The organism is Vibrio sinaloensis, assembly GCF_023195835.1.
GTDB classification, from domain to species: Bacteria; Pseudomonadota; Gammaproteobacteria; order Enterobacterales; family Vibrionaceae; genus Vibrio; species Vibrio sinaloensis_C.
This window is the reverse complement of sequence record NZ_CP096199.1, coordinates 745,587-766,761: the sequence shown is the minus strand read 5'-3', so window position 1 is coordinate 766,761 and position 21,175 is coordinate 745,587. Positions and strand designations below refer to the sequence as shown.

Annotated in this window: 23 protein-coding genes; 13 read left to right on the top strand and 10 right to left on the bottom strand. The window is 47.0% G+C overall.

The genetic code is table 11. The features are described from left to right. Positions 1–150 precede the first annotated feature (150 nt). Positions 151–2,055, bottom strand: a complete 1,905-nt coding sequence (htpG, locus tag MTO69_RS03600) for a molecular chaperone HtpG (RefSeq protein ID WP_248331212.1) — start codon at positions 2,053–2,055, stop codon at positions 151–153. Positions 2,056–2,318: 263 nt separating this feature from the next. Here htpG and MTO69_RS03595 point away from each other — a divergent pair, with 263 nt between their 5' ends. Genes MTO69_RS03595 through MTO69_RS03580 form a run of 4 tightly spaced genes read left to right on the top strand, consistent with a single transcriptional unit; the run spans position 2,319 to position 4,788 of the window. Beyond that, entirely contained in the window at positions 2,319–3,173 is an 855-nt protein-coding gene (locus MTO69_RS03595) for a winged helix-turn-helix domain-containing protein (protein ID WP_248331210.1), read from the top strand. Positions 3,174–3,182: 9 nt separating this feature from the next. Further along, positions 3,183–3,707: a regulatory protein ToxS gene (locus MTO69_RS03590; protein ID WP_248331208.1), complete on the top strand. Its 525-nt coding sequence runs from the start codon at positions 3,183–3,185 to the stop codon at positions 3,705–3,707. A 37-nt stretch (positions 3,708–3,744) separates the two neighbouring features. Then, entirely contained in the window at positions 3,745–4,500 is a 756-nt protein-coding gene (locus tag MTO69_RS03585) for a sulfite exporter TauE/SafE family protein (RefSeq protein ID WP_248334325.1), read from the top strand. Between the two features lie 9 nt (positions 4,501–4,509). Further along, complete coding sequence (locus MTO69_RS03580; protein WP_248331206.1) at positions 4,510–4,788, top strand: SelT/SelW/SelH family protein; 279 nt, start codon at positions 4,510–4,512, stop codon at positions 4,786–4,788. A gap of 30 nt (positions 4,789–4,818) precedes the next feature. Here MTO69_RS03580 and yfcE read toward each other — a convergent pair whose 3' ends face one another. From yfcE to MTO69_RS03555, 5 genes are read right to left on the bottom strand one after another with little or no spacing between them, the layout of a single operon-like run. After that, entirely contained in the window at positions 4,819–5,364 is a 546-nt protein-coding gene (gene yfcE, locus MTO69_RS03575; protein WP_248331204.1) for a phosphodiesterase, read from the bottom strand. A gap of 48 nt (positions 5,365–5,412) precedes the next feature. Then, the gene (locus MTO69_RS03570) at positions 5,413–5,817 is read right to left on the bottom strand and encodes a CBS domain-containing protein (protein WP_248331202.1); all 405 of its coding nucleotides are present in this window, start codon (positions 5,815–5,817) and stop codon (positions 5,413–5,415) included. Continuing rightward, complete coding sequence (locus MTO69_RS03565; RefSeq protein WP_038175510.1) at positions 5,814–6,164, bottom strand: P-II family nitrogen regulator; 351 nt, start codon at positions 6,162–6,164, stop codon at positions 5,814–5,816. The genes MTO69_RS03570 and MTO69_RS03565 overlap by 4 nt, the downstream gene beginning before the upstream one ends. Then, a complete protein-coding gene (locus MTO69_RS03560) occupies positions 6,154–6,948 on the bottom strand; it encodes a DUF1538 domain-containing protein (RefSeq protein WP_248331200.1) in 795 nt (264 codons plus the stop codon). The genes MTO69_RS03565 and MTO69_RS03560 overlap by 11 nt, the downstream gene beginning before the upstream one ends. Next, the gene (locus MTO69_RS03555; protein ID WP_248331198.1) at positions 6,945–7,679 is read right to left on the bottom strand and encodes a DUF1538 domain-containing protein; all 735 of its coding nucleotides are present in this window, start codon (positions 7,677–7,679) and stop codon (positions 6,945–6,947) included. Before MTO69_RS03555 ends, MTO69_RS03560 begins: the two co-directional genes overlap by 4 nt. Before the next feature lie 223 nt (positions 7,680–7,902). Here MTO69_RS03555 and MTO69_RS03550 point away from each other — a divergent pair, with 223 nt between their 5' ends. The 6 genes from MTO69_RS03550 (at position 7,903) to MTO69_RS03525 (ending at position 12,681) form a co-directional block, all read left to right on the top strand. Next, positions 7,903–8,817, top strand: a complete 915-nt coding sequence (locus tag MTO69_RS03550) for a TIGR01777 family oxidoreductase (RefSeq protein WP_248331196.1) — start codon at positions 7,903–7,905, stop codon at positions 8,815–8,817. 27 nt (positions 8,818–8,844) lie between these two features. After that, positions 8,845–9,672, top strand: coding sequence for an SDR family oxidoreductase (locus MTO69_RS03545; protein WP_248331194.1), 828 nt, complete (start codon positions 8,845–8,847; stop codon positions 9,670–9,672). 339 nt (positions 9,673–10,011) lie between these two features. Beyond that, entirely contained in the window at positions 10,012–10,866 is an 855-nt protein-coding gene (locus tag MTO69_RS03540; protein WP_248331192.1) for a thioredoxin family protein, read from the top strand. Between the two features lie 139 nt (positions 10,867–11,005). Further along, on the top strand, positions 11,006–11,926 hold the full coding sequence (locus MTO69_RS03535; RefSeq protein ID WP_248331190.1) for an SPFH domain-containing protein: 921 nt from the start codon (positions 11,006–11,008) through the stop codon (positions 11,924–11,926). Positions 11,927–11,934: 8 nt separating this feature from the next. Then, positions 11,935–12,399, top strand: coding sequence for an NfeD family protein (locus tag MTO69_RS03530; RefSeq protein WP_248331188.1), 465 nt, complete (start codon positions 11,935–11,937; stop codon positions 12,397–12,399). 111 nt (positions 12,400–12,510) lie between these two features. Then, positions 12,511–12,681, top strand: coding sequence for a hypothetical protein (locus MTO69_RS03525; protein ID WP_248331186.1), 171 nt, complete (start codon positions 12,511–12,513; stop codon positions 12,679–12,681). Between the two features lie 50 nt (positions 12,682–12,731). On the opposite strand, the gene MTO69_RS03520 is transcribed toward MTO69_RS03525, so the two are convergent. From MTO69_RS03520 to zipA, 4 genes are all read right to left on the bottom strand, one after another. Further along, on the bottom strand, positions 12,732–13,478 hold the full coding sequence (locus tag MTO69_RS03520; protein ID WP_248331184.1) for a YccT family protein: 747 nt from the start codon (positions 13,476–13,478) through the stop codon (positions 12,732–12,734). A 79-nt stretch (positions 13,479–13,557) separates the two neighbouring features. Continuing rightward, positions 13,558–14,673, bottom strand: a complete 1,116-nt coding sequence (locus MTO69_RS03515) for a porin (protein WP_248331182.1) — start codon at positions 14,671–14,673, stop codon at positions 13,558–13,560. Positions 14,674–15,188: 515 nt separating this feature from the next. After that, the gene (gene ligA / locus MTO69_RS03510; RefSeq protein ID WP_248331180.1) at positions 15,189–17,204 is read right to left on the bottom strand and encodes an NAD-dependent DNA ligase LigA; all 2,016 of its coding nucleotides are present in this window, start codon (positions 17,202–17,204) and stop codon (positions 15,189–15,191) included. Positions 17,205–17,363: 159 nt separating this feature from the next. Continuing rightward, entirely contained in the window at positions 17,364–18,233 is an 870-nt protein-coding gene (gene zipA, locus MTO69_RS03505) for a cell division protein ZipA (protein ID WP_248331178.1), read from the bottom strand. Between the two features lie 204 nt (positions 18,234–18,437). Here zipA and cysZ point away from each other — a divergent pair, with 204 nt between their 5' ends. The 3 genes from cysZ to MTO69_RS03490 all read left to right on the top strand — a co-directional run bounded on the left by cysZ (position 18,438) and on the right by MTO69_RS03490 (position 21,072). Next, on the top strand, positions 18,438–19,175 hold the full coding sequence (gene cysZ / locus MTO69_RS03500) for a sulfate transporter CysZ (RefSeq protein ID WP_248331176.1): 738 nt from the start codon (positions 18,438–18,440) through the stop codon (positions 19,173–19,175). A gap of 373 nt (positions 19,176–19,548) precedes the next feature. Beyond that, complete coding sequence (gene cysK, locus MTO69_RS03495; RefSeq protein ID WP_248331174.1) at positions 19,549–20,517, top strand: cysteine synthase A; 969 nt, start codon at positions 19,549–19,551, stop codon at positions 20,515–20,517. 297 nt (positions 20,518–20,814) lie between these two features. After that, a complete protein-coding gene (locus MTO69_RS03490; RefSeq protein WP_248331172.1) occupies positions 20,815–21,072 on the top strand; it encodes an HPr family phosphocarrier protein in 258 nt (85 codons plus the stop codon). Positions 21,073–21,175: the final 103 nt, after the last annotated feature.

Sequence of the window (21,175 nt, the reverse complement as noted above, 5' to 3'; positions counted from 1 at the left end):
TACCACACAAATCATCGGGCGAGAGTGAATTACGACTAAAGAATGCTGAACGACTCATTATTCGCTGCAACATCTCGACATTTCATTGCTGATTAATGCAAATAAACCAAAAAGCCCGCAAGATGCGAGCTTTTTGGTTCTTTTTAACTATTAGCCCTTAGTCAAAAGCGTGTTAATGGCGCCCAAGAACTGCGAAGGATCTTCCATCGAACCTCGCTCTGCCAACATCGCTTGGCCTAGAAGCACTTCGACCCAGCGGCCAAACGCTTGTTCATCGGCTTCATCTGCCATACGTTTAACCAACTCATGCTCAGGGTTGATTTCAAAAATGTACTTCACTTCTGGTGCAGCCTGACCCGCAGCTTCAAGCAGCTTGGCCATTTGCGTGCCCATTTCAAAGTCATCAGTGACCACAACCGCTGGCGTTGTCGCTAACTTGAAGGTGGTACGCACATCTTTCACTCGGTCACCCAAGTACTCTTTAGTGCGCTCAACCACTGACTTGAACTCTTCTTCGGTCTCTTTGCGTTTTTCTTTCTCTTGCTCGTCTTCAAACTTGCTCAGATCCAGACCCGCTTTCGTGATCGACTGGAATTGTTTACCATCAAATTCAGTCAGGTAATTCATCAACCACTCATCGATGCGATCGTACATCAAGATAACTTCAATGCCTTTTGCCTTGAATTGCTCAAGGTGCGGGCTGTTCTTCGCTGCCGCGTAGCTATCCGCCGTGAGGAAGTAGATCTTATCTTGACCTTCTTTCATTCTCTCAACGTAAGATGCCAAGCTAATGGTTTGTTCCGCAGAGTCGACTTCGGTAGACGCAAAGCGCAATAGACCCGCCACTTTCTCTTTGTTTGAGAAGTCTTCAGCCGGCCCTTCTTTCATGACGAGACCAAACTCTTTCCAAAACGCTTGGTACTTCTCTTCGTCGTTTTTCGCCATACGCTCTAGCATAGTTAACACACGCTTAGTACACGCATTGCGCAGAGATTGAGTGACCTTGTTGTCTTGCAGGATTTCGCGTGACACATTCAATGGCAGATCGTTGGAATCTATCAAACCACGTACAAAGCGCAGGTATGAGGGCATGAACTGCTCAGCATCATCCATAATGAATACGCGCTGTACGTACAATTTCAGACCTGATTTATGGTCGCGATTCATCATATCCCATGGCGCTTTTGATGGGATGTACAGCAAGCTTGTGTAGTCGTTCTTACCTTCTACTCGGTTATGGCTCCAAACCAAAGGATCAGCAAAGTCATGAGAAACATGCTTGTAGAATTCTTGATACTCTTCTTCTGTAATATCGGATTTATTGCGGGTCCACAACGCTTGCGCCTTGTTGATCTGTTCCCACTTCTTCTCGCCGGTTTCTTTGCCTTCGTCATCGCGCTCTGCCGTCTGGATCGACACAGGAATACCGATGTGATCTGAATACTTGCTGATCACTTCGCGTAGACGCCATTCGTTGAGGAACTCTTTGCCCTCTTCGCGCATATGCAAGATGATGTCCGTACCGCGCGACTCTTTGTTGATGGTCTCGATGGTGTATTCACCCTCTCCTGCCGAGTGCCATTGTACCGCCTGATCTGACGCTAGGCCTGCTGCGCGAGTACGCACAGTGACCGCATCGGCAACAATAAACGCAGAATAGAAGCCAACACCAAACTGGCCGATAAGCTGTGAATCTTTAGACTGCTCTTCAGACAGTTTTGAGAAGAACTCAGCCGTACCTGACTTAGCAATCGTGCCGAGATGCTCAATCACATCGTCACGGCTCATACCGATACCGTTATCGGAAATAGTCAGAGTGTTGGCGTTTTCATCAAACGATAACTTGACCCCTAGGTCTGCATCGCCTTGATACAAATCAGGATTTGAAAGCGCTTGGAAACGCAGTTTGTCAGAAGCGTCAGAGGCATTAGAAATCAGCTCGCGCAAGAAAATCTCTTTGTTTGAGTAAAGAGAGTGAATCATCAAATGAAGTAGTTGTTTGACTTCAGATTGAAAGCCGCGAGTTTCTTTATTTTGGGTAACTGTTTCGCTCATGATAACTCCATAAGTTCTATACTTATCAAGCCAATAGATTCATACTGTCAATGCTATTTGGCTGTAATCTGCCAAATAAGATGAGGGTGACAAATGTAAATTCAAGGTCAACAAACATAAAAACAGTGTTTTTTTGCTTTTATTTTGACTATTCTTGACACCCTTAAAAATCAAAAACTATAAACTGGCATCTGCTTGGTTTATCAGCAATGCTCGGTAAGTGCTTGCTCCCCCGAAACTTTTAATAAAATGGCTACCGATTGATGAGTAACATAGGTACTAAGTTTAATCTTGCAAATAGATTTACCTTTGACCCAAACACTAACTCTCTTACGGACAGAGAGAGTGACAACGAGCTTATCCGTCTAGGAAGTAACGAAAGCCGTATCCTGCTTTTATTATGTGAAAAACCGAGTGAAATCGTGTCGCGCAATGAGCTACACGACTTTGTTTGGCGCCGCCAAGGCTTCGAGGTTGATGACTCAAGCTTAACTCAAGCGATTTCAACGCTAAGAAAGCTTCTCAATGACTCGACTAAATCACCAATGTATGTCAAAACTGTGCCTAAACGCGGTTATCAGCTGATTTGTAGCGTCGAGCGTGTCACGCCACTTTTGAGTGGCAACGAAGAACCGCAAGAAGAACCAACCGAAGCGTCGCTAGAGACAGAAACGCCAGCTCAAGAGCCCGCCAATGTCGACGCACCAACAGTGCAGACTGAACCGGCTCCCATCACCCGCTCTTCACCTGTCAAAGTTTCGACCAGTTGGGGCACGAAACTGCTGCTATTAGCGGCATTACTACTGCCTATCTGTGTGCTTCAATTTACTAACCCTGCTGAGTCTGAATTCAGACAACTGGGCGTATACGACAAGGTTGCAGTCAAAACTCCGCTCAATCACCCAGATCTAACTGAGTGGTACCCTTCAATTGAGCAGTGTGTGAAAAGTTACAACGAAACTCACACTGGCGATAAGGCCCCAATTGAAGTCATAGCAACCGGCGGACAAAACAGCCAATTGGTACTCAACTACATTCACTCGCTTGCAAATTCAGGGGAAAGCGTCACGCTCAGAATCGTGACGGAGCAAACTGATCTCGGCACCGTCTGCAACTAGGAACCTACGATGAACCAAAAGTACGCGATTATTTTGTTGATTGCTTCCGCTCTATTTAGTAGCTGGCTCTACTGGGGTAGCGATCTGAAAGTTGAACAGACACTCACATCTAAAGAGTGGCAGTCAAAGATGGTTACTGTCATTACCGAACAATTACAGGAAGAAACCGAAGAGGCCGTAGGACCACTTCGCCGCGTCGATGTTGTCTCTAATGTGAAGTACCTACCCAACAACACATACATTCGTGTTTCCAACATGCGCCTCTACCCTCTCAATGGCTCCACTGAAAGCGTGATTAATATTTCCGAAACGGGAGAATGGGATATCAGCGACAACTACTTGTTGATTTCGCCGACAGAGTTCAAAGATGTCTCATCACCACAGAGTAAAGACTTTACTCCGCAACAACTGCATATCATCACTCAGTTCTTTAAACTGGATGCTCAACAGAGCCGCCGTATTGATATCGTTAACGAGAAGACCCTACTCCTGACTAGCTTAAGTCACGGCTCTACGGTACTGTTTAGTAACTGATATCACTAGAAGGGGCATGATGCCCCTTTTCTATACTATGGACTGGATAAATTCTTTAGGCCTACTATTAGGCTCTCTCATCGCTAACACCTTGGCATCCCTGTCTGGCGGCGGAGCTGGCTTGTTGCAATTTCCCCTGCTGATCTTTTTTGGTCTGCCGTTTTCAGTCGCGCTCGCTACTCATAAAATCGCCAGCGTTGCCCTTGGGCTTGGCGCCGCCTATACCCATATCAAACAGCGCAGCTTTAGTGTTAAGGTGGCGCTTTACTTAGTCGCTACAGGTAGCTTAGGCGTTGTTGTTGGCGCCAATATGGTGCTACTGATCCCGGCAGATATCGCCGAGAAACTGCTCGGCGCTATGATACTCGCCCTCGGCGTCTATTCGCACTTCAAAAAGCAACTTGGCCACAGCGAGGTGGCACTAAATAGAGACACTAAAGGTTGGCTGCTTGGCGGCATCATTATTGCCCTGATTGGGGTGATTAATGGCTCATTAACTGCGGGTTCTGGGTTGTTGGTGACCCTATTCCTAGTACGCTGGTTTGGTTACAGCTACAAACAAGCGGTCGCACTGACGATGCTGTGTGTGGGACTGTTCTGGAACGGTCTTGGCGGGGTAGCCATTGTGCAAGCAGGCGCGACCGTTTACTGGCCTTGGCTTCCCATTTTGTTGCTCGGTTCCTTTGCTGGAGGAAGTTTAGGCGCTTACCTGTCGACTCGCTACAGTAACCGGGTGATTAAACTCTGTTTTGAAATTCTGACCTTTGCGGTCGGATTAAAATTGCTGTTATGAAGGTTTGCTATGAACAAAGCCAAAATCGATATTTATTACTGTCGCCAATGCAACTGGATGTTGAGATCAACATGGCTATGCCAAGAGTTGCTGCACACGTTTAGTGAAGAGATAGACACCGTCTCGCTTCATCCTGATACCGGTGGTCGTTTTGAAATCTGGTGTAATGACAGACAAATTTGGGAACGCAAACAAGATGGCGGCTTCCCTGAAGCCAAAGTGTTAAAACAGCGCGTACGCGACCTGATAGATCCAGAGCGCGATCTCGGCCACTCGGATAGCAAATAGAAGAGCAAGCAGAGGTCACCCTCTGCTGCTTTAAAGCTCAGTTTGGGCCAACACCTCGCCTTCAAAAGTGATGACTTGCAAACGCCCTTGCTCAAGTAAGCCGTAGCTGGCGGTAAAGCCATCGCGCGGGAAGGTCACCGAACCTGGATTAAAAATGATCTGCTGTTGTTGCCACTGCGCCACTGGAATATGAGTGTGGCCATGAGCGATCACGTCTCCCGAGCGCAGTGGAGGTCTGTTGTTGCTATTGTAGATATGACCATGAGTGAGAAAAAGGCGTCGGCCGCCTTCTAGAAGCACCCAAGCGTAGTCCATCATCATAGGAAAGCTGAGTAGCATCTGGTCGACTTCACTGTCGCAGTTACCTCTAACAGCAATAATATCCTGAGCATATTGATTCAATCGCTCACTCACAGCTTGAGGGTTATACCCTTCCGGGACGGGGTTACGTGGCCCGTGATTGAGTATATCCCCTAGCAAAATCAAATGCTCAGCGCCTGATTGGCGATATTGGCTGAGCATAGCTTCAGTGGCAGGCAAACAGCCATGTAGGTCGGAGGCAAAAAACAATTTCACGACATCATCTCCCAGTAAATAGAGAGCGATTTTAGCAAAATTGACAGACTATTCATCTCGAATCATACCGTTGATCACGATATTGTTGTAGCTCACCATGCCGACAATCTTGCCATCATCAATCACTGGCGCTCGGCTGATACCAAAGCGCTCAAATAGGCGCGCACAATACTTCACATTCATTTCAGGTGACACCGATAGCGCAGGTTTGGTCATGATCTCGTAGATATTGGTTCGCTCTGGAGAGCGATTTTTTGCCAGCACTTTTTTAGCAATATCATTCATTAACACCAAGCCGTATTCATCATCGTTGTTACGCTTATCGACCACCAGAGCTTTAACTTGGTGGCTCTTGGCGAGCTGGATACCCTCTTTTACTGTGGTCAACCCATCAATCACAACGTAGTTGCTAGTCATTACATCGCGCACTCGCACTTTAATGTGTTCACTCATAACTCGTCCTCTACGACTTTGGTTAGCTTCTCGACTTGATGAGCCACCCCCACGGCATCTTCAATATCGATCTGAATGGCAATGCCTTGGCCTGACTCTTGGTCAAACTCGCCGACATCATTGATAGTTTCTAAAATATGCCGAGATAAGTGCTCTTCAACCACAAACAGCAGCACATCTTTTTGCACATCGAGTGTCAGTCCAAAAAAGGTCCGCTTTTGGTTTAAACCTTCACCGCGAGCATTGTTAATCACTGTGGCTCCAGTAGCCCCTGCTTTTCGAGCGGCATCTAGCACCACGTCAGTTTTACTATCTTCGACAAAAGCCAATAGTAATTTAAAGCGCATTTTCTTCATCCTCCCGCTCAGTCTCTTTATTGAGCCACTGAGTTATTTGTGCATAGCCCATGACCGATATCATCGGAAACAGACTGGCAAATGCGATCAAGCCGAAGCCATCGATCATTGGATTTCTTCCCGGCACTGTCGATGCCAGGCCCAACCCTAAAGCCGCCACCAGCGGTACTGTTACCGTGGATGTCGTCACCCCGCCAGAGTCGTAAGCCAACGGAATAATCAGTTTCGGTGCGTAAAAGGTTTGCACCACCACAATGATGTAACCCACGATAATGTAATAGTGAATTGGGTCGCCGACTACAATCCGATAGCTACCCAATGAGATGCCTATCGCCACGCCAAGAGCCACGGCAATTCGTAAGCCGTTGACGCTGATACTGCCCCCGGAGACTTGATTGGCTTTAATCGCCACTGCAATAAGCGAAGGCTCTGCAATCGTGGTGCTAAACCCAATAAAGAAGGCAAACAGATACACCCAGTAATAATCCATCCAAGTGAATGCACCACTGAGTGACAGGCGAAATTCGGTGATAAAATCAGGCGCGGTGAGTTGAGTGGCCATCGTTTCCCCTAAAGGAAACAGCGCCAAATCGAGACCGATAAGAAACAGAGATAAGCCAAGAATGACATAGAAGAAGCCCAAAATGACTTTGGGTAGATTCGTCACTGGACGGCGAAGCACGGCAAACTGAAAGCCAAAGATGATCGTCGCAATCGGCAACACATCGGTAATGGTGCCAATAAAGGTATCGACAAAATGGGCCCAATCGATCATGCCACCACCATGCCATAAACCATCACAAACATCATAGGCAACAAAGAAGCAAAGGCGATAAGTCCGAACCCGTCAATCATAGGGTTTCGCCCTTTAATCGCCGACGCCAACCCAACGCCTAACGCCGTGACTAGAGGTACTGTAATGGTTGACGTTGTTACGCCTCCAGAGTCATACGCCACACCGATAATGCTCTGCGGCGCAAACATAGTGAGCACCACTACCCCAACATAACCGCCAATGATCATATATTGAATCGGCCAACCTTTGAGTATGCGTAATACCCCAAGCAAAATCGCCATGCCAACAGACAAAGCGACGGTATAACGTAGTCCATCAGCGTAACCCTCCATAGATTCTGAGGTGTTGGCGATCATCCCCCCTTCCGCCGCGACTTCAGCGGCCTCTGAGGCAACGGCCGTCAGAGCAGGCTCTGCCACTGTGGTACCAAAACCCAAACAGAATGCGAACACTAAAAGCCAAAACACGCTACCTTTGCGAGCAAAGGCTTGGGCCATACTTTCTCCGATGGGAAACAGCCCCATTTCTAGGCCAAAAATGAAGAAAGTTAAGCCAAAAATGACTAACACTAACCCGAGCAGAATTGAAACTAGGTTGGGCAGTGGCTCTTGCAAAACCACTAACTGGAAAAAGGCGATCACCACAATAATAGGAACTAGATCTCTTAAGCTTCCCAATAGCGCTTTCATCAGCGCGATAACTGCTCCCACTCCGCCTCCTAGCATGTTGCACACGGTTTGCACCCAACTAAAGCATGACAAACAAAATGGCTCGCTGATGTGATTCCTACGACGTCGCTGCGGATAAAAGTAACAAAATATGAATTTTGTGATATTGCCACATGTGATCACTTTTAACGCTAAGTCGCTATAATTAGTAACAATAGTTGACTATCGTTAGTGGCTAGCTCCTCAAAAAATATAAGGATGGAAAATGAAAGTACTGCTGACCGGAGGTTCGGGGTTCATCGGGCGCGAACTGCTCAAGCACTTGACCACCCATGATATCGTGCTCCTTACTCGTAACCCCGAGGCCGCAAAGCAGGCACTAAATCATACCGATATGGGAAATGTGACGTACATCACCGACCTCGAATCATTCCATCACCTCAATGACTTCGACGCTGTCATTAACCTTGCTGGAGAGCCAATCGCTGATAAGCGCTGGACCAACACGCAAAAAAAGGTGATTTGCGATAGCCGCTGGCTGCTTACCGAAAAACTGGTGGAGCTTATCCATGCCAGTACCAATCCACCTAATGTGTTTATCAGTGGCTCAGCGGTCGGCTACTACGGCGATCAACAACATCACCCTTTCGATGAAACACTCAACGTGACCGATCATGGTTTCCCCCACCACGTCTGCGCCACTTGGGAGCAAATCGCCAACCGTGCGCGCTCTGAAATGACGCGAGTGTGTTTACTCAGAACAGGCGTGGTACTGGGAATCGATGGGGGCGCATTGCAAAAAATGTTGCCGCCGTATCGATTGGGGTTAGGTGGGCTATTAGGAAGTGGTCGTCAGTATATGCCTTGGATCCACATGCTCGATATGGTGCGCGCTATCGTTTATCTGCTTGAGACACCGCATGCTCATGGCGAGTTTAATCTCTGCGCTCCTCATCCAGTCACGAACAAAGAGTTCAGCCAAAGCCTCGCTAAAGTGCTTAAGCGCCCCCATGTACTCCGCACCCCAAAATGGGTGATGCGATTAATGATGGGAGAGAGTTCGGTACTGCTGTTTGATAGCATTAGAGCGAAACCCAAGAAACTGACTGAGCTTGGATTTCACTTTAGTTATTCACGAATCGAACCCGCATTAAAAAATTTACTGCAGCATCGTGACTAAACCGTTGACGATGCATTTGGAACAATAATGATAAAGACCATTCTCATTACCGGTTGCTCTACCGGCATCGGGTACACCTGTGCCCACGCTCTGCAACAAAGAGGCTACCAAGTGATCGCTTCTTGTCGTCACCAAGACGATGTCGAGCGACTGCGCGCCGAAGGGCTCACTACAATTCAATTGGATCTCAACAACTCGGAGAGCATAGACCAAGCCGTTGAAGAAACTCTCAAGCTCACTGATGGCCGACTCGACGCGCTGTTTAACAATGGCGCTTACGGTCAGCCCGGTGCTCTAGAAGACTTACCCACACAGGCACTGCGTGAGCAATTTGAAAGTAACTTTTTTGGCTGGCATCAACTCACCAAACGCGTCCTGCCCATAATGCGTCAACAAGGCTACGGCCGCATCATTCAGAACAGTTCGGTGCTGGGGTTTGCAGCGATGAAATATCGCGGCGCATACAACGCATCAAAGTTTGCAATTGAAGGTTGGAGCGACACCCTGCGTCTTGAGCTAATGGGTAGCGGCATCCATATTTCACTGTTGGAGCCCGGCCCTATCGAAACGCAATTCCGGGCCAATGCCCTGCTCGCTTTCAAAAAGTGGATTACTATCGAGGGAAGTGTTCATCAAACACAATATCAGCAACAGATGGCAAGACTCGACAGTGATACCTCGAGTAAAGCGTTTGTCCTACCTACCGAAGCATGCATCGCGCCAGTGATACATGCGCTCGAGTCCCCCAAGCCTAAAGCGCGTTATAGAGTGACCACACCAACAAAAGTGTTTGCGGTGTTGAAGCGGGTACTGCCGACTCGATTACTTGATCGCATTTTGAATCAAGCCGCATAAAAAGTGTAACGGTGTAATTTTTTCGTAACAATAATACGCTAATTTGATACTCGGGGTTTAGCCCTAACAATTTCAAGCGCTACATTCGGAATAATAATATGACCCTAAACCAGTTGAACTGGCTGAGTGTGGGTGTTGCGCTAACTCTGTTTATCGTTTTATAAACACCTTCGCTTCGCAGTAACGAACGCCCTCATTGGTTAAAACCAGTGGGGGCGTTTTGATTTTCAGCGTCAAGATATCAATCTCAGCCCCTAGTTATCCCGCTTGCTAAGACTTGAAATTCCGACTTCTCGCCCACACTTGATAAACAAAGACAACCAAACAAGGAAAGGCTAAATGCAATCGCCATACATTGTTGAGCTTAACGAACAAAACTTCCGTCAAGTCCTAGAAGGCTCGATGCAAACCCCGGTACTCATTCACTTTTGGGCGCCGATGAGTGAAGAAAGCGCTCAAATTATCCCTGAGCTGCAAATGCTCACTCAGCAGTATAATGGTGCCTTTACCCTCGCGCTGCTTAACTGTGAGCAGGAGCAGATGATTGCCAGCCAGTTTGGTGTCCAAGCTTTACCGACGATTGCCTTGTTTGTAAACGGTCAAGCTGTCGACGGATTGGGCGGGCCACAAGCCATCGGCGCGGTGCAAGATATGCTCAACAAACACTTGCCAAGTCAAGATGAGCGGCAAGCCAAACAAGCGCTAGAGATGCTGCAGTCAGGGCAACACACTCAAGCTTTGGCGCTCCTCCAAGCTCTTAGTGCAGATTGGCAGCAAAAAGCCGAAATTAAACTCGCACTGGCAGATTGCCACCTTGAGCTGCAAGACTTTGCTCAAGCTAAGGCACTGTTGGCACATATCCCGCTTGAGTACCAAGACAACTATTACAAAGGTTTAGTCGCTAAGTTAGAGCTGCATGAACAAGCTGCAGATAGCCCCGAGATCCAAGCACTTGAACAAGCGCTAGCGAGCACACCGACCGATCTAAAAATCGTCAACGAACTGGCGCTGAGCTATCATAAAGTAAAACGTGATGAAGAGGCACTAGAGGTATTGTGGAACACGCTTCGCACTGATCTCAACGCTCTTGATGGCGAAATCAAAAAGTCTTTTATGGATATTCTCGCGGCACTAGGTCAAGGAAATGCCATCGCTGCGAAGTACCGCCGACAACTTTACTCCGTCCTGTACTAGCCAATCATAGTCCCCAATGAGAGCCGGTCACATCCGGCTCTTTTTCTATTAAAAACAGAGTCAAAGTCTCATTTCTACCATTGTTAAGCTGATTTAATGGAGCAACAATAAAGCAACTACTCTCATAAGGAATCCCCAGATGGCTATTGACTCATTGGTGACTATCGGCGTTTTTATTTTTGCTATCATAGCGGTCATCGTTGCTGCGGTAAAAACTGTCCCACAAGGCAACAACTGGACCGTTGAACGTTTTGGTCGCTACACACACACGCTCAAGCCAGGCTTGAACATCATCATTCCCTTCATCGACAGAATTGGCCATAAGATTAATATGATGGAGCGTGTATTAGACATACCTGCTCAAGAGGTCATTTCCAAAGACAACGCCAATGTCACCATAGACGCAGTCTGTTTCGTTCAGGTGATCGATGCAGCTCAAGCAGCTTATGAAGTGAGCAATCTTGAACACGCTATCCGCAATCTTACTCTGACTAACATTCGTACTGTACTAGGCTCAATGGAGCTTGACGAAATGCTCAGCCAGCGCGATATGATCAACACCAAGCTGCTCTCTATCGTTGATGAAGCAACCAACCCATGGGGTGTTAAAGTCACCCGAATTGAGATTAAAGATGTTCAGCCCCCAGCTGATCTTACCGCTGCGATGAATGCGCAAATGAAAGCCGAGCGAAATAAACGTGCTGAGATTCTTGAGGCTGAGGGGATTCGTCAGGCTGAAATATTGCGAGCAGAGGGTCAGAAACAGGCTGAAATATTAAAAGCCGAAGGCGATAAGCAAGCGGCGATACTACAAGCAGAAGCGCGCGAACGTGCGGCAGAAGCAGAAGCGCGCGCAACCACTATGGTATCGGAAGCGATAGCGCAAGGTGATATGCAAGCCGTAAATTACTTTATCGCGCAAGGCTATACCGACGCACTGAAAACCATTGGTCAGGCTGAAAACGGTAAAATCATCATGCTGCCGCTCGAAGCGTCTGGATTAATGGGCTCGGTGGCCGGTATTGCTGAAATGTTCCAACACTCGAAACCGAGTAAGTAGAGGTCGCTATGATTGAGTTGTTGCAGAGTGTCAATTATTGGCATTGGCTAGCGTTTGGGTTGGTATTGTTAGCCAGTGAGCTGCTCGGCACGGCCGGTTACCTACTTTGGCTTGGGCTTTCGGCCATAGTGGTCGGAGTGCTAATGACTTTTCTGCCACTTAGTTGGCAACTGCAATGGGTCGCGTTTGGTGTCTTTTCTCTCGCCACCACCTGGCTATGGTGGCGCCGACAATATCAATCAGACACCGAGAGTGACAGTAATCGTCAACTGAATCAAAAACACAAGCAGTTAATCGGCACTGTTATCGTCCTTGAAGAAGACTTACAGCCAGGTCGTAATCGTATCAAGCTGGGCGATACCACATGGGCGGCAGAGACTCCGATTGAGATGAAGAAAGGGGAGCGTGTGGTCGTCGAGTCAGTAGAAGGGATTCTTCTGCATCTCACACGACATATCGAGACCGGATCGTAATCAAACGCTTATCGCCACCACTGTTGCAGATTGTTACAAAATCAACGCAACTCTTTGTCGTAAAACTTAGTCTAAAATTAGGTGTAATTCACTGGAAATCGTGGAGGTGTTATGAAGCGCATACTATTCGCGGCTGTCACGCTACTACTTGCTTTTGGTGCGTTGGCTAACGCAGGCAATAGCTCTCAGCTAGGTCCTTTTGTCGACTGTCAACTGCCTAATGGTCAGACAGATTATTTACCGAGTATGATATGCAAAAGCAAGGGCGGTAGCCCTAAGTAGCCCAATTAAATACCGAGAGCAACGTCGTTGCTCTCGGCTCGGGTATTTGGTTACTGGCTTACAAGCCAAGCAAAGATAGCTTTGCGCTCGCCCGCATCTGCCTCGGTGTACCAGTAGCTCATCATTTCAAGTGGTTTTGAGTCACTGTCTAGCGCTTCTAGTTGCTGCTGCTTACGATTGGCAAACGCCCACTCAACAAACTGCTCCTTATCTACTGGTTGTGCTTTTTCATACCAATACTGAACCATAGATTGAGCCGACGAGGGTTGTGCAGACTGAATGGCCGACTGAGATTCAACGGCCGTTGCTGCTACCATGCCGGGTACAACAATGCCGTTGGCCTTATTAAACTTGGCCAGTTCTTTTTCATAGTCACGTGTCACCCCCATAGAAGCGGGAAGGATCGCCTGCTGGTAGTCGAGTTTTTGCCCAGTTGAACTGGTAATTTTTAAACTTGGGTTAGCGTCAAACGCCGTTGCGTGTTCTTTACGCGTGATAGTCATTCCAGGTTCAATCAGAACTTGTTCATTACTTGCATCAAAACTAACCACAAGTACTTCTGAATTGAACTTCTCTTTTTCACCTTGCTTGTCTACTAATTTCGACACTCTCAGAACGATTTGCGACTGACCATCTTCGAGTTGGTAGGCGCTTTTATTAAACAAAGAAAAACCGACTTCTTCGCCCTGAATAATTAAAGGTGAAATATCTCTGTGAAACGTTAAGTCTACTTTTGCCATAGGGGCAAATGAAGTAATCACAGCACCAACAATACCAACAGTTTTTATCATCTTCATTCATGTTCCCTTATGTACAACGAGCACCCAACTAGGGTGCTCGTAGTTAATGACTTACTCAATTTTGGTTGATACCAAATTAGAAGTAGTACTCAGCACCAACTAAGATTTGGTGAGTCCAATCTTTGTTGTTCCACTTGTTGTCTTTGTGGCTAACTTTTGAGTTACGAGAGTCGATGTACAGGTAAGCGCTTGGTAGTAGGTAACCTAGACGAGCTGTAACAGCTTTGTCTGCAGAGTTTTCCATTTTCGAACCGTCTTTCGCTGTTGCATCGTCTGTAGCCGCGTAGCCTGCTTTCAGAACCCAAGTGCCATCAATCACGTGCTGCGCAGTTGCTGAGAAAGCGTTTTGTTTAGCTGCACCAAACTTCATCATCTTGTAGCCAGCGGTTAAAGTAGTGTTACCTAAGAAGAAACTACCACCGACAATAGTATAGCTTTGCTTATCTACCGTTTCGAACTTAGCAGATCCGCCATTAGACCAAGCAGTCCAATCTGGGTTGATAGCGACAGTACCGGTATTTTGGTCTACGATCCACTTAGTCGGCTCATCTACACCTTTGCTATGTGCTTTCTGTTGGTAGTAACCAGCATGTAGACTAAACATATCGGTAGTATATGAAGTACCTAAACTTGCAACCATACGCTCAGTTTCTTGCTCCATACCACTTAGTGTTGCTTGGAAGTTGAAGCCATTGAAGCTAGCAGAATCAAAACGGAATACATTGTCAGCACGATCTTGGTAAGACGCACCAATATCGTTGTGCCAGTCAAATACACCGCCCAAGCCAGGGTTAGTGTGTGGCCAGTCAACGTAGTTGTATGCTGCAACTAACTGACGACCAAATTTAAATGTGTTGCCATTTGCAAACGACAAACCTAGGTAAGTATCGCGAGCACCAAGCTGGCCAGATTTAGCTGAGTTGTCAGCGTTGCCACCTTCAATTTGCCACACCAAATCAGGGCCGAAATCTTCAAATTCTACTGTGCCACGGAAACCAATGCGAGACTCGATTACACCACCAGCACTGGTAGTCTCATCAACATTGTTATCTGCAACGATCATGAAGCCTGCTGCTTGACCGTAAAATTGTACTGCATCGCCTGCTAGTTCAACTGCTGCATTTGCAGAACCAGACATAGCAGCGGTCGCCACTGCTGCACCTAAAAGTGTACGTTTAAACATTTTGTCCATGGAAAAACTCCTAAAAATGGATATAGCTGTTTTTTGTTTTTTCTCACCTTAAGTTGGCCGCCGAAGGGAGAAATCATTTCCTATGTCGAAAATCATCAATTAATCATTAACCGTAGATTTTCTATTTCCTGCATACACACCGTGTATCCATGGCTCTAAGACTAACTTCGCAACGAAAAACATCAACAGGAACTTAATTTCCGAATAAAAAAATATGAGCTGCCACAAATTTTTATCAAGTTAGTGATCAAGATCTTGTTTAGCAATGGAACTTACGCCTTCCTAATTTAAATGCATACAAAACAGTAACTTATACTTTTTAGGATTAACAATTTATTGAAGTGCGTCGCATTGATCGCGACGATATTCGAGCGTTATTGAGATAGGAGATCGTTATCACGGAAATTAACAAACGACATTTTGAGCAAATTAGACAGGGTTATTTTAAGAAAAAAATAAAACCTCAAAATAGTCATTTTGAGGTTTTATTAGCTTTGATATTGGTCAGAATGAACTTAGGATTGAATCAGTGCGATGATATCAGCTTCCGTTTTGACCTCGATACCTAACTCTTGTGCTTTAGCCAGTTTAGAGCCCGCATTATCGCCAGCAAACAATAGGTCCGTTTTCTTCGATACACTGCCGGTTACTTTAGCACCAAGACGTTCTAGAGCGGCTTTGGCGTCTGAACGAGTCAATTGAGAAAGTGAGCCAGTAAGCACGACAGTTTTACCTGCAAGCGGCTGTGGAACACTCTCATCGACCTGTTCGATCTCAGGCCAATGTATCCCCTGCTCCAGCAAATCCGCGATCACCGACTTATTTTTATCCTCTGCAAAAAAAGCAGTTACATGGCTGGCTACAATCGCGCCGATATCCTGAACTTCAATCAGCTGTTCGTGGGTCGCCGCCATCACCGCCTCTAGGTTTTGGAAGTGTTGTGCCAAATTGGCAGCAGTCGCCTCGCCAACCTCGCGAATGCCCAGTGAATAGAGAAAACGCGCTAACGTGGTCTGCTTAGATTTGTTCAAAGCTTCCACCACATTTTGTGCCGACTTAGGTCCCATTCGCTCCAGCACGGTCAACACCCCAGCGGAGAGCTTGAACAGGTCCGCTGGCGTTTCAACCATTTCACGGTCAACAAGCTGCTCAATCACTTTATCGCCCAAGCCGTCTACGTCGAGCGCTTTGCGCGACACAAAGTGCTTCAAAGCTTGTTTGCGCTGAGCCTGACAAACTAGTCCTCCGGTGCAGCGAGCAACCGCTTCACCTTCGACACGCTCAACCTCTGAGTGACAAACCGGACACTGGGTGGGAAATACAATCTCACGCGCGCTCTCTGGGCGGCGATCTTTGACTACTGAGACCACTTGAGGGATCACATCACCCGCTCGGCGAATCACTACGCAGTCACCAATCATGACACCCAGTCGTTCAATCTCGTCGGCATTGTGCAGCGTGGCGTTACTCACCGTCACGCCTCCAACAAACACAGGTTCAAGCTTTGCCACTGGGGTGATTGCGCCAGTTCGCCCGACTTGAAACTCAACATCATTGAGCAGCGTCATCTCTTCTTGTGCAGGAAACTTATAAGCAATGGCCCAGCGAGGCGCTCGAGCGACAAAGCCTAACTGCTGCTGTTGCTCTATCGCATCGACTTTAATGACCACGCCATCAATCTCATACGGTAATTGATCGCGCCTAGCAAGAATATCCTGGTAATAGGCTTTCACTTGTTGCATCCCTTCGACCAGTTTGGTTTCTGGACACATAGGTAAGCCCCAGCTTTTTAGCTGTAAAAAGCGTTGGTAATGACTGTCGGAAAGCGTAGCTCCCTCAACCACCCCAACGCTATAAGCATAAAAGTTTAGTGGCCTAGTGGCAGTGATGCGTGAGTCTAGCTGACGTAAACTGCCCGCTGCAGCATTTCTCGGATTGACAAAAACTTTCTCGCCTTTCTTGAGCGCGGTTTGGTTCAGCTTCTCAAAGCCGGCTTTTGGCATAAAGACTTCGCCGCGGACTTCCAATCGGGTTGGCCAGCCGCTGCCATAAAGCTTGAGCGGAATAGACTTGATGGTGCGCACATTTTCTGTGATGTTTTCACCGGTCGCGCCGTCGCCACGAGTGGCAGCTTGAACCAACACACCATCTTGATAAAGCAGGCTCACCGCCAATCCATCAAGCTTAGGCTCACAACAAAAATGGCTAACGGTTTGACCATCTAAACGGTCACACATACGCTTGTAGAAACTGTCAATTTCACTGTCATCAAACGCATTATCAAGCGACAACATGGGAATTTGATGCTGGACCGATTCGAAACCACTTAAAGGCATACCACCGACTCGCTGACTGGGTGAGTCAGGTGTGACCAAATCTGGATACTGAGCCTCAAGCTCGATCAGCTCGCGCATTAAACGGTCGTATTCTGCATCCGGAATTTCCGGGTTATCTTCAACGTAGTACTTAACACCATGATGGTGAAGCGTCTCTCTTAACTGATTAAGTTGTTGTTGGATATCTTGCGACATAAGGCACTCTGTTACTGATTAGGCGGAATCTCCGCTCAAATTGCATCTAGCAAATGAGGGAAGTATGGCGCTCCATGGACTTGGGCGCAATACGGCGGTAATCATCCCGACCATAAAATAAAAAAGGCCCCGAACGGAGCCCTCTGTAATGGGGAAAAGCTAGGCTTGTTGCGACAATTTAAACTGCTTAACTTGTTCTTTATAGGCGTCAATGCGATTCGGCGTGATCAGGTTACGCGCATCATCAAGCACGTTAGCGCCTAAGTCATCGGCAATTTGTTGAGCGGTTTTCAGCATCAACTTAAAGTTGTGCTCCGGATCGCCAAAGCACGGCATGGTCATGAAGAACGAGATACCTTTAGTGGTGAACTCAGCAGGATCATCATGTTTGAGTGTGCCTGGGTTCATCATATTGGCGACACTAAACAACACCTTGCCGGTGCCGGAGAGATCGGCATGACGATGGAAAATATCCATCTCGCCATAGATCAATCCATTTTGCTGCATGCTTTCAAATAATTTAGTGCCAATAAACGGCTCGTTACCAGAACAATGAACATTAATGACAATCACTTCGAGCGGTTGTTCTGATTCGGGTTCAGGCTGCGAGTCTGATTCAGCCGGCTTGGCAACATCAATTGGCTCATCAATAACTTGTGGCTCAATGTCTGTTTCTTCAACCGCACGGGTAGAAATTGAGGGAACGTCGACTTCGTCGTCCTCCACTAGTGGAGACTCTGCTTCAGTCTGAGATGGGTAGTTGTCTATAAGAGGATCGGCGACAATCTCATCTTCACCAACAAACCCGGGCTCTTTGCGCTCTTTTTTAATGATTTCAAAATCATCCTCTGGAGCAAAAGCTCGCTCAAGCGTAGCGTCTGTCTCATCCGCGTCATTTTCAAGCTTACCGATGGGTTTATTCCCAAACTTCGCTTTGCCTTCTTTTTTACTTGTCCATAAACCGTGAAACAGCAAAGCCGCTATCGCTATTGCTCCAACTATTATGAGTACAAATCGCAGTTCCTGCATTTTTAGCTCTCGTTGTGTTCGTTACAGCACGCTGATCAGCAGGCCGCAAAGATACGTTAAAACCTTAACTGTGAGTTACTCTACCAAAACTCTGCCCTGTTTTAGAACAACTTAATGTGAGAAGTTCCCCTAATGTTGTGATTTTGAACACGCTTTTTTCTTGTTAAGATACATAGCGTTCGTTTTTACAACAATTGACTTGATATGAATAGACAAACACAACAGCGTTCCGGATTTGGTTATTTCTTCCACGGCATCGAGCTGGCGTTGACTCCCGGCATACGCCGCTTCGTAATTTTTCCACTCCTGGCGAATATTGTCTTGGTGGGTGGGGCGCTATTTTACTTATTTTCAAATCTGGATAGCTGGATCACTCAGTTAATGGGTCAGCTACCCGACTTTCTCTCATGGTTAAGCTATCTGCTATGGCCACTTCTAGTGCTAACGATTCTCGCCACCTTTTCCTATTTTTTTAGCACCTTAGCCAACTTTGTCGCGGCGCCATTTAACGGTCTGCTGGCCGAAAAGGTGGAAGCACATCTGACCGGGCAAAGTGTCAACGATGACGGTCCACTTGCGGTGATAAAAGATACGCCCCGAGTTTTGGCACGCGAATGGCGCAAACTTATATACGTGCTACCTAAGACCATCGGGCTATTTTTGCTGTTGCTGATCCCTGCTTTGGGACAAACCGTCGGCCCTTTCCTATGGTTCATTTTCACCGCTTGGATTCTGGCGATTCAATACTGTGACTATCCGTTCGATAACCACAAAGTTTCGTTCAACGACATGCGTTACAATTTGAAACAAAAACAATCTAAGGCTTACGGCTTTGGCGCACTTATCTCTATCTTCACCACCATTCCGATTATCAATTTAATCGTCATGCCGGTTGCCGTGTGTGGCGCAACATCGATGTGGGTAGCGGAGTTTAAGAAGTAGCGAGAGGCGAGAGGCGAGAGGCGAGAGGCGAGAGGCGAGAGGCGAGAGGCGAGAGGCGAGAATACTATCTCTGCGCAGGCACAAGTCCTGTCAATGCCTTTGCACTAAAGGTTCCATCAACTCACTCCCCAACCCCACCTCTCGCAGGGCAGAGCCCGAGCTAAATTCTCGCAGGACGAAGTCCGGTCTCGGAGCGAAGCGTTCTTTAGGGCGTAGCCCGCTCCTTCCTCTCACCCTTTCATATCATATAACTATTTAATCCTTTTCTCGTTTTTGAAGCTGGCCTAATCTTCTACTCATCAATTATTTCCAACTCTGTTGTGTGTGCTACCGTTGAGCGCATACAAGTGAAACGAAGATGAAGGATCACACCATGAGCAAAATCTACGAAGACAACTCTCAAACGATTGGTAACACCCCGCTAGTACGCCTAAACAAAGTCAGTAACGGTAAGGTACTGGCTAAAATTGAAGCTCGTAACCCAAGCTTCAGCGTTAAATGTCGTATCGGTGCCAACATGATTTGGGAAGCAGAAAAAGCAGGTACGCTAAAACCTGGTGTTGAACTTGTCGAGCCGACAAGTGGTAACACTGGTGTGGCACTGGCTTTCGTTGCTGCTGCTCGTGGTTACAAGTTAACTCTAACAATGCCTGAGTCAATGAGTCTTGAGCGCCGCAAATTGCTTAAAGCACTGGGTGCAAACCTAGAGCTAACTGAAGCGGCGAAAGGCATGAAGGGCGCTATCGCTAAAGCAGAAGAAATCGTCGCGAGCAATCCAGACAAATACCTTCTTCTACAGCAGTTCAACAACCCTGCCAACCCACAGATTCACGAGAAGACCACTGGTCCTGAAATTTGGGAAGCAACGGATGGTGAAGTTGATGTGTTCGTAGCAGGTGTTGGTACTGGCGGTACACTAACCGGTACAAGCCGCTTTATTAAAGGCGAAAAAGGCAAGAACATTGTTTCTGTAGCGGTAGAGCCTGCTGAGTCACCAGTGATTGCTCAAGCGCTAGCAGGCGAAGAAATTCAACCAGCTCCGCACAAAATCCAAGGTATTGGCGCAGGTTTCATCCCTGGCAACCTAGATCTTGAGCTGATTGACCGCGTTGAACCAGTTACTTCAGACGAAGCAATCGCGATGGCTCGCCGTCTAATGGAAGAGGAAGGAATTCTGGCGGGCATTTCATCAGGCGCTGCCGTTGTTGCTGCGAACAGAATTGCAGAACTGCCTGAATTTGCTGGTAAAACTATCGTTACGGTTCTACCAAGCTCTGGCGAACGTTACCTCAGCACGGCACTTTTTGCTGGCATCTTTACCGAGAAAGAGAACCAACAGTAAACTGTGTCAAATCAATTTTTCGTTTAAAAAAGCCCCGTTCAGGGGCTTTTTTGTTGATCCCTGCCCCACCTTTGGTAATATCAGAACTGTTTTATTTCTAGCTGTAAAATAAAACAACATAAGAATTACTATCATTGGCGACAGTCAGCACAGACTGACATCGCGATTGAGATTTTTACAACCGGCTTCAGTTCTGACACGTAATCCACGTCTCGAGACTAGCAGAAACGTTTTTTTATGGTTAAGCTAAAACTGGTTAAGAAACTATCAAAATATAAATCAATTGGGGTATATAACATGTACGAGAAGCAAGTAGAAATCACTGCAGAAAACGGTCTTCACACTCGTCCAGCTGCACAGTTCGTTAAAGAAGCTAAAGCATTCGACGCGGACATCACTGTGACTTCTAACGGCAAAAGCGCTAGCGCGAAGAGCCTTTTCAAGCTACAAACTCTTGGCCTAGTTAAAGGTACAGTAGTTTCTATCTCAGCTGAGGGCCCGCAAGCTCAACAAGCTGTAGACCACCTAGTAGCTCTAATGGACAAGCTACACTAATCCGGTCTCCTATTTTCAAAGCCATTTTGTCAACGCAAAATGGCTTTGTTGGAAATAGGCCAATATATAAGCTACAACTATTCGTTAGCGCACTCATAATTCT

Excerpts from the sequence above, each read along its gene's own strand:
- htpG (WP_248331212.1), bottom strand. The coding sequence starts at position 2,055 with ATGAGCGAAACAGTTACCCAAAATAAAGAAACTCGCGGCTTTCAATCT.
- MTO69_RS03595 (WP_248331210.1), top strand. The coding sequence starts at position 2,319 with ATGAGTAACATAGGTACTAAGTTTAATCTTGCAAATAGATTTACCTTT.
- MTO69_RS03590 (WP_248331208.1), top strand. The coding sequence starts at position 3,183 with ATGAACCAAAAGTACGCGATTATTTTGTTGATTGCTTCCGCTCTATTT.
- MTO69_RS03585 (WP_248334325.1), top strand. The coding sequence starts at position 3,745 with ATGGACTGGATAAATTCTTTAGGCCTACTATTAGGCTCTCTCATCGCT.
- MTO69_RS03580 (WP_248331206.1), top strand. The coding sequence starts at position 4,510 with ATGAACAAAGCCAAAATCGATATTTATTACTGTCGCCAATGCAACTGG.
- MTO69_RS03570 (WP_248331202.1), bottom strand. The coding sequence starts at position 5,817 with ATGAGTGAACACATTAAAGTGCGAGTGCGCGATGTAATGACTAGCAAC.
- MTO69_RS03565 (WP_038175510.1), bottom strand. The coding sequence starts at position 6,164 with ATGCGCTTTAAATTACTATTGGCTTTTGTCGAAGATAGTAAAACTGAC.
- MTO69_RS03560 (WP_248331200.1), bottom strand. The coding sequence starts at position 6,948 with ATGATCGATTGGGCCCATTTTGTCGATACCTTTATTGGCACCATTACC.
- MTO69_RS03550 (WP_248331196.1), top strand. The coding sequence starts at position 7,903 with ATGAAAGTACTGCTGACCGGAGGTTCGGGGTTCATCGGGCGCGAACTG.
- MTO69_RS03545 (WP_248331194.1), top strand. The coding sequence starts at position 8,845 with ATGATAAAGACCATTCTCATTACCGGTTGCTCTACCGGCATCGGGTAC.
- MTO69_RS03540 (WP_248331192.1), top strand. The coding sequence starts at position 10,012 with ATGCAATCGCCATACATTGTTGAGCTTAACGAACAAAACTTCCGTCAA.
- MTO69_RS03535 (WP_248331190.1), top strand. The coding sequence starts at position 11,006 with ATGGCTATTGACTCATTGGTGACTATCGGCGTTTTTATTTTTGCTATC.
- MTO69_RS03530 (WP_248331188.1), top strand. The coding sequence starts at position 11,935 with ATGATTGAGTTGTTGCAGAGTGTCAATTATTGGCATTGGCTAGCGTTT.
- MTO69_RS03525 (WP_248331186.1), top strand. The coding sequence starts at position 12,511 with ATGAAGCGCATACTATTCGCGGCTGTCACGCTACTACTTGCTTTTGGT.
- MTO69_RS03520 (WP_248331184.1), bottom strand. The coding sequence starts at position 13,478 with ATGAAGATGATAAAAACTGTTGGTATTGTTGGTGCTGTGATTACTTCA.
- MTO69_RS03515 (WP_248331182.1), bottom strand. The coding sequence starts at position 14,673 with ATGGACAAAATGTTTAAACGTACACTTTTAGGTGCAGCAGTGGCGACC.
- ligA (WP_248331180.1), bottom strand. The coding sequence starts at position 17,204 with ATGTCGCAAGATATCCAACAACAACTTAATCAGTTAAGAGAGACGCTT.
- zipA (WP_248331178.1), bottom strand. The coding sequence starts at position 18,233 with ATGCAGGAACTGCGATTTGTACTCATAATAGTTGGAGCAATAGCGATA.
- cysZ (WP_248331176.1), top strand. The coding sequence starts at position 18,438 with ATGAATAGACAAACACAACAGCGTTCCGGATTTGGTTATTTCTTCCAC.
- cysK (WP_248331174.1), top strand. The coding sequence starts at position 19,549 with ATGAGCAAAATCTACGAAGACAACTCTCAAACGATTGGTAACACCCCG.
- MTO69_RS03490 (WP_248331172.1), top strand. The coding sequence starts at position 20,815 with ATGTACGAGAAGCAAGTAGAAATCACTGCAGAAAACGGTCTTCACACT.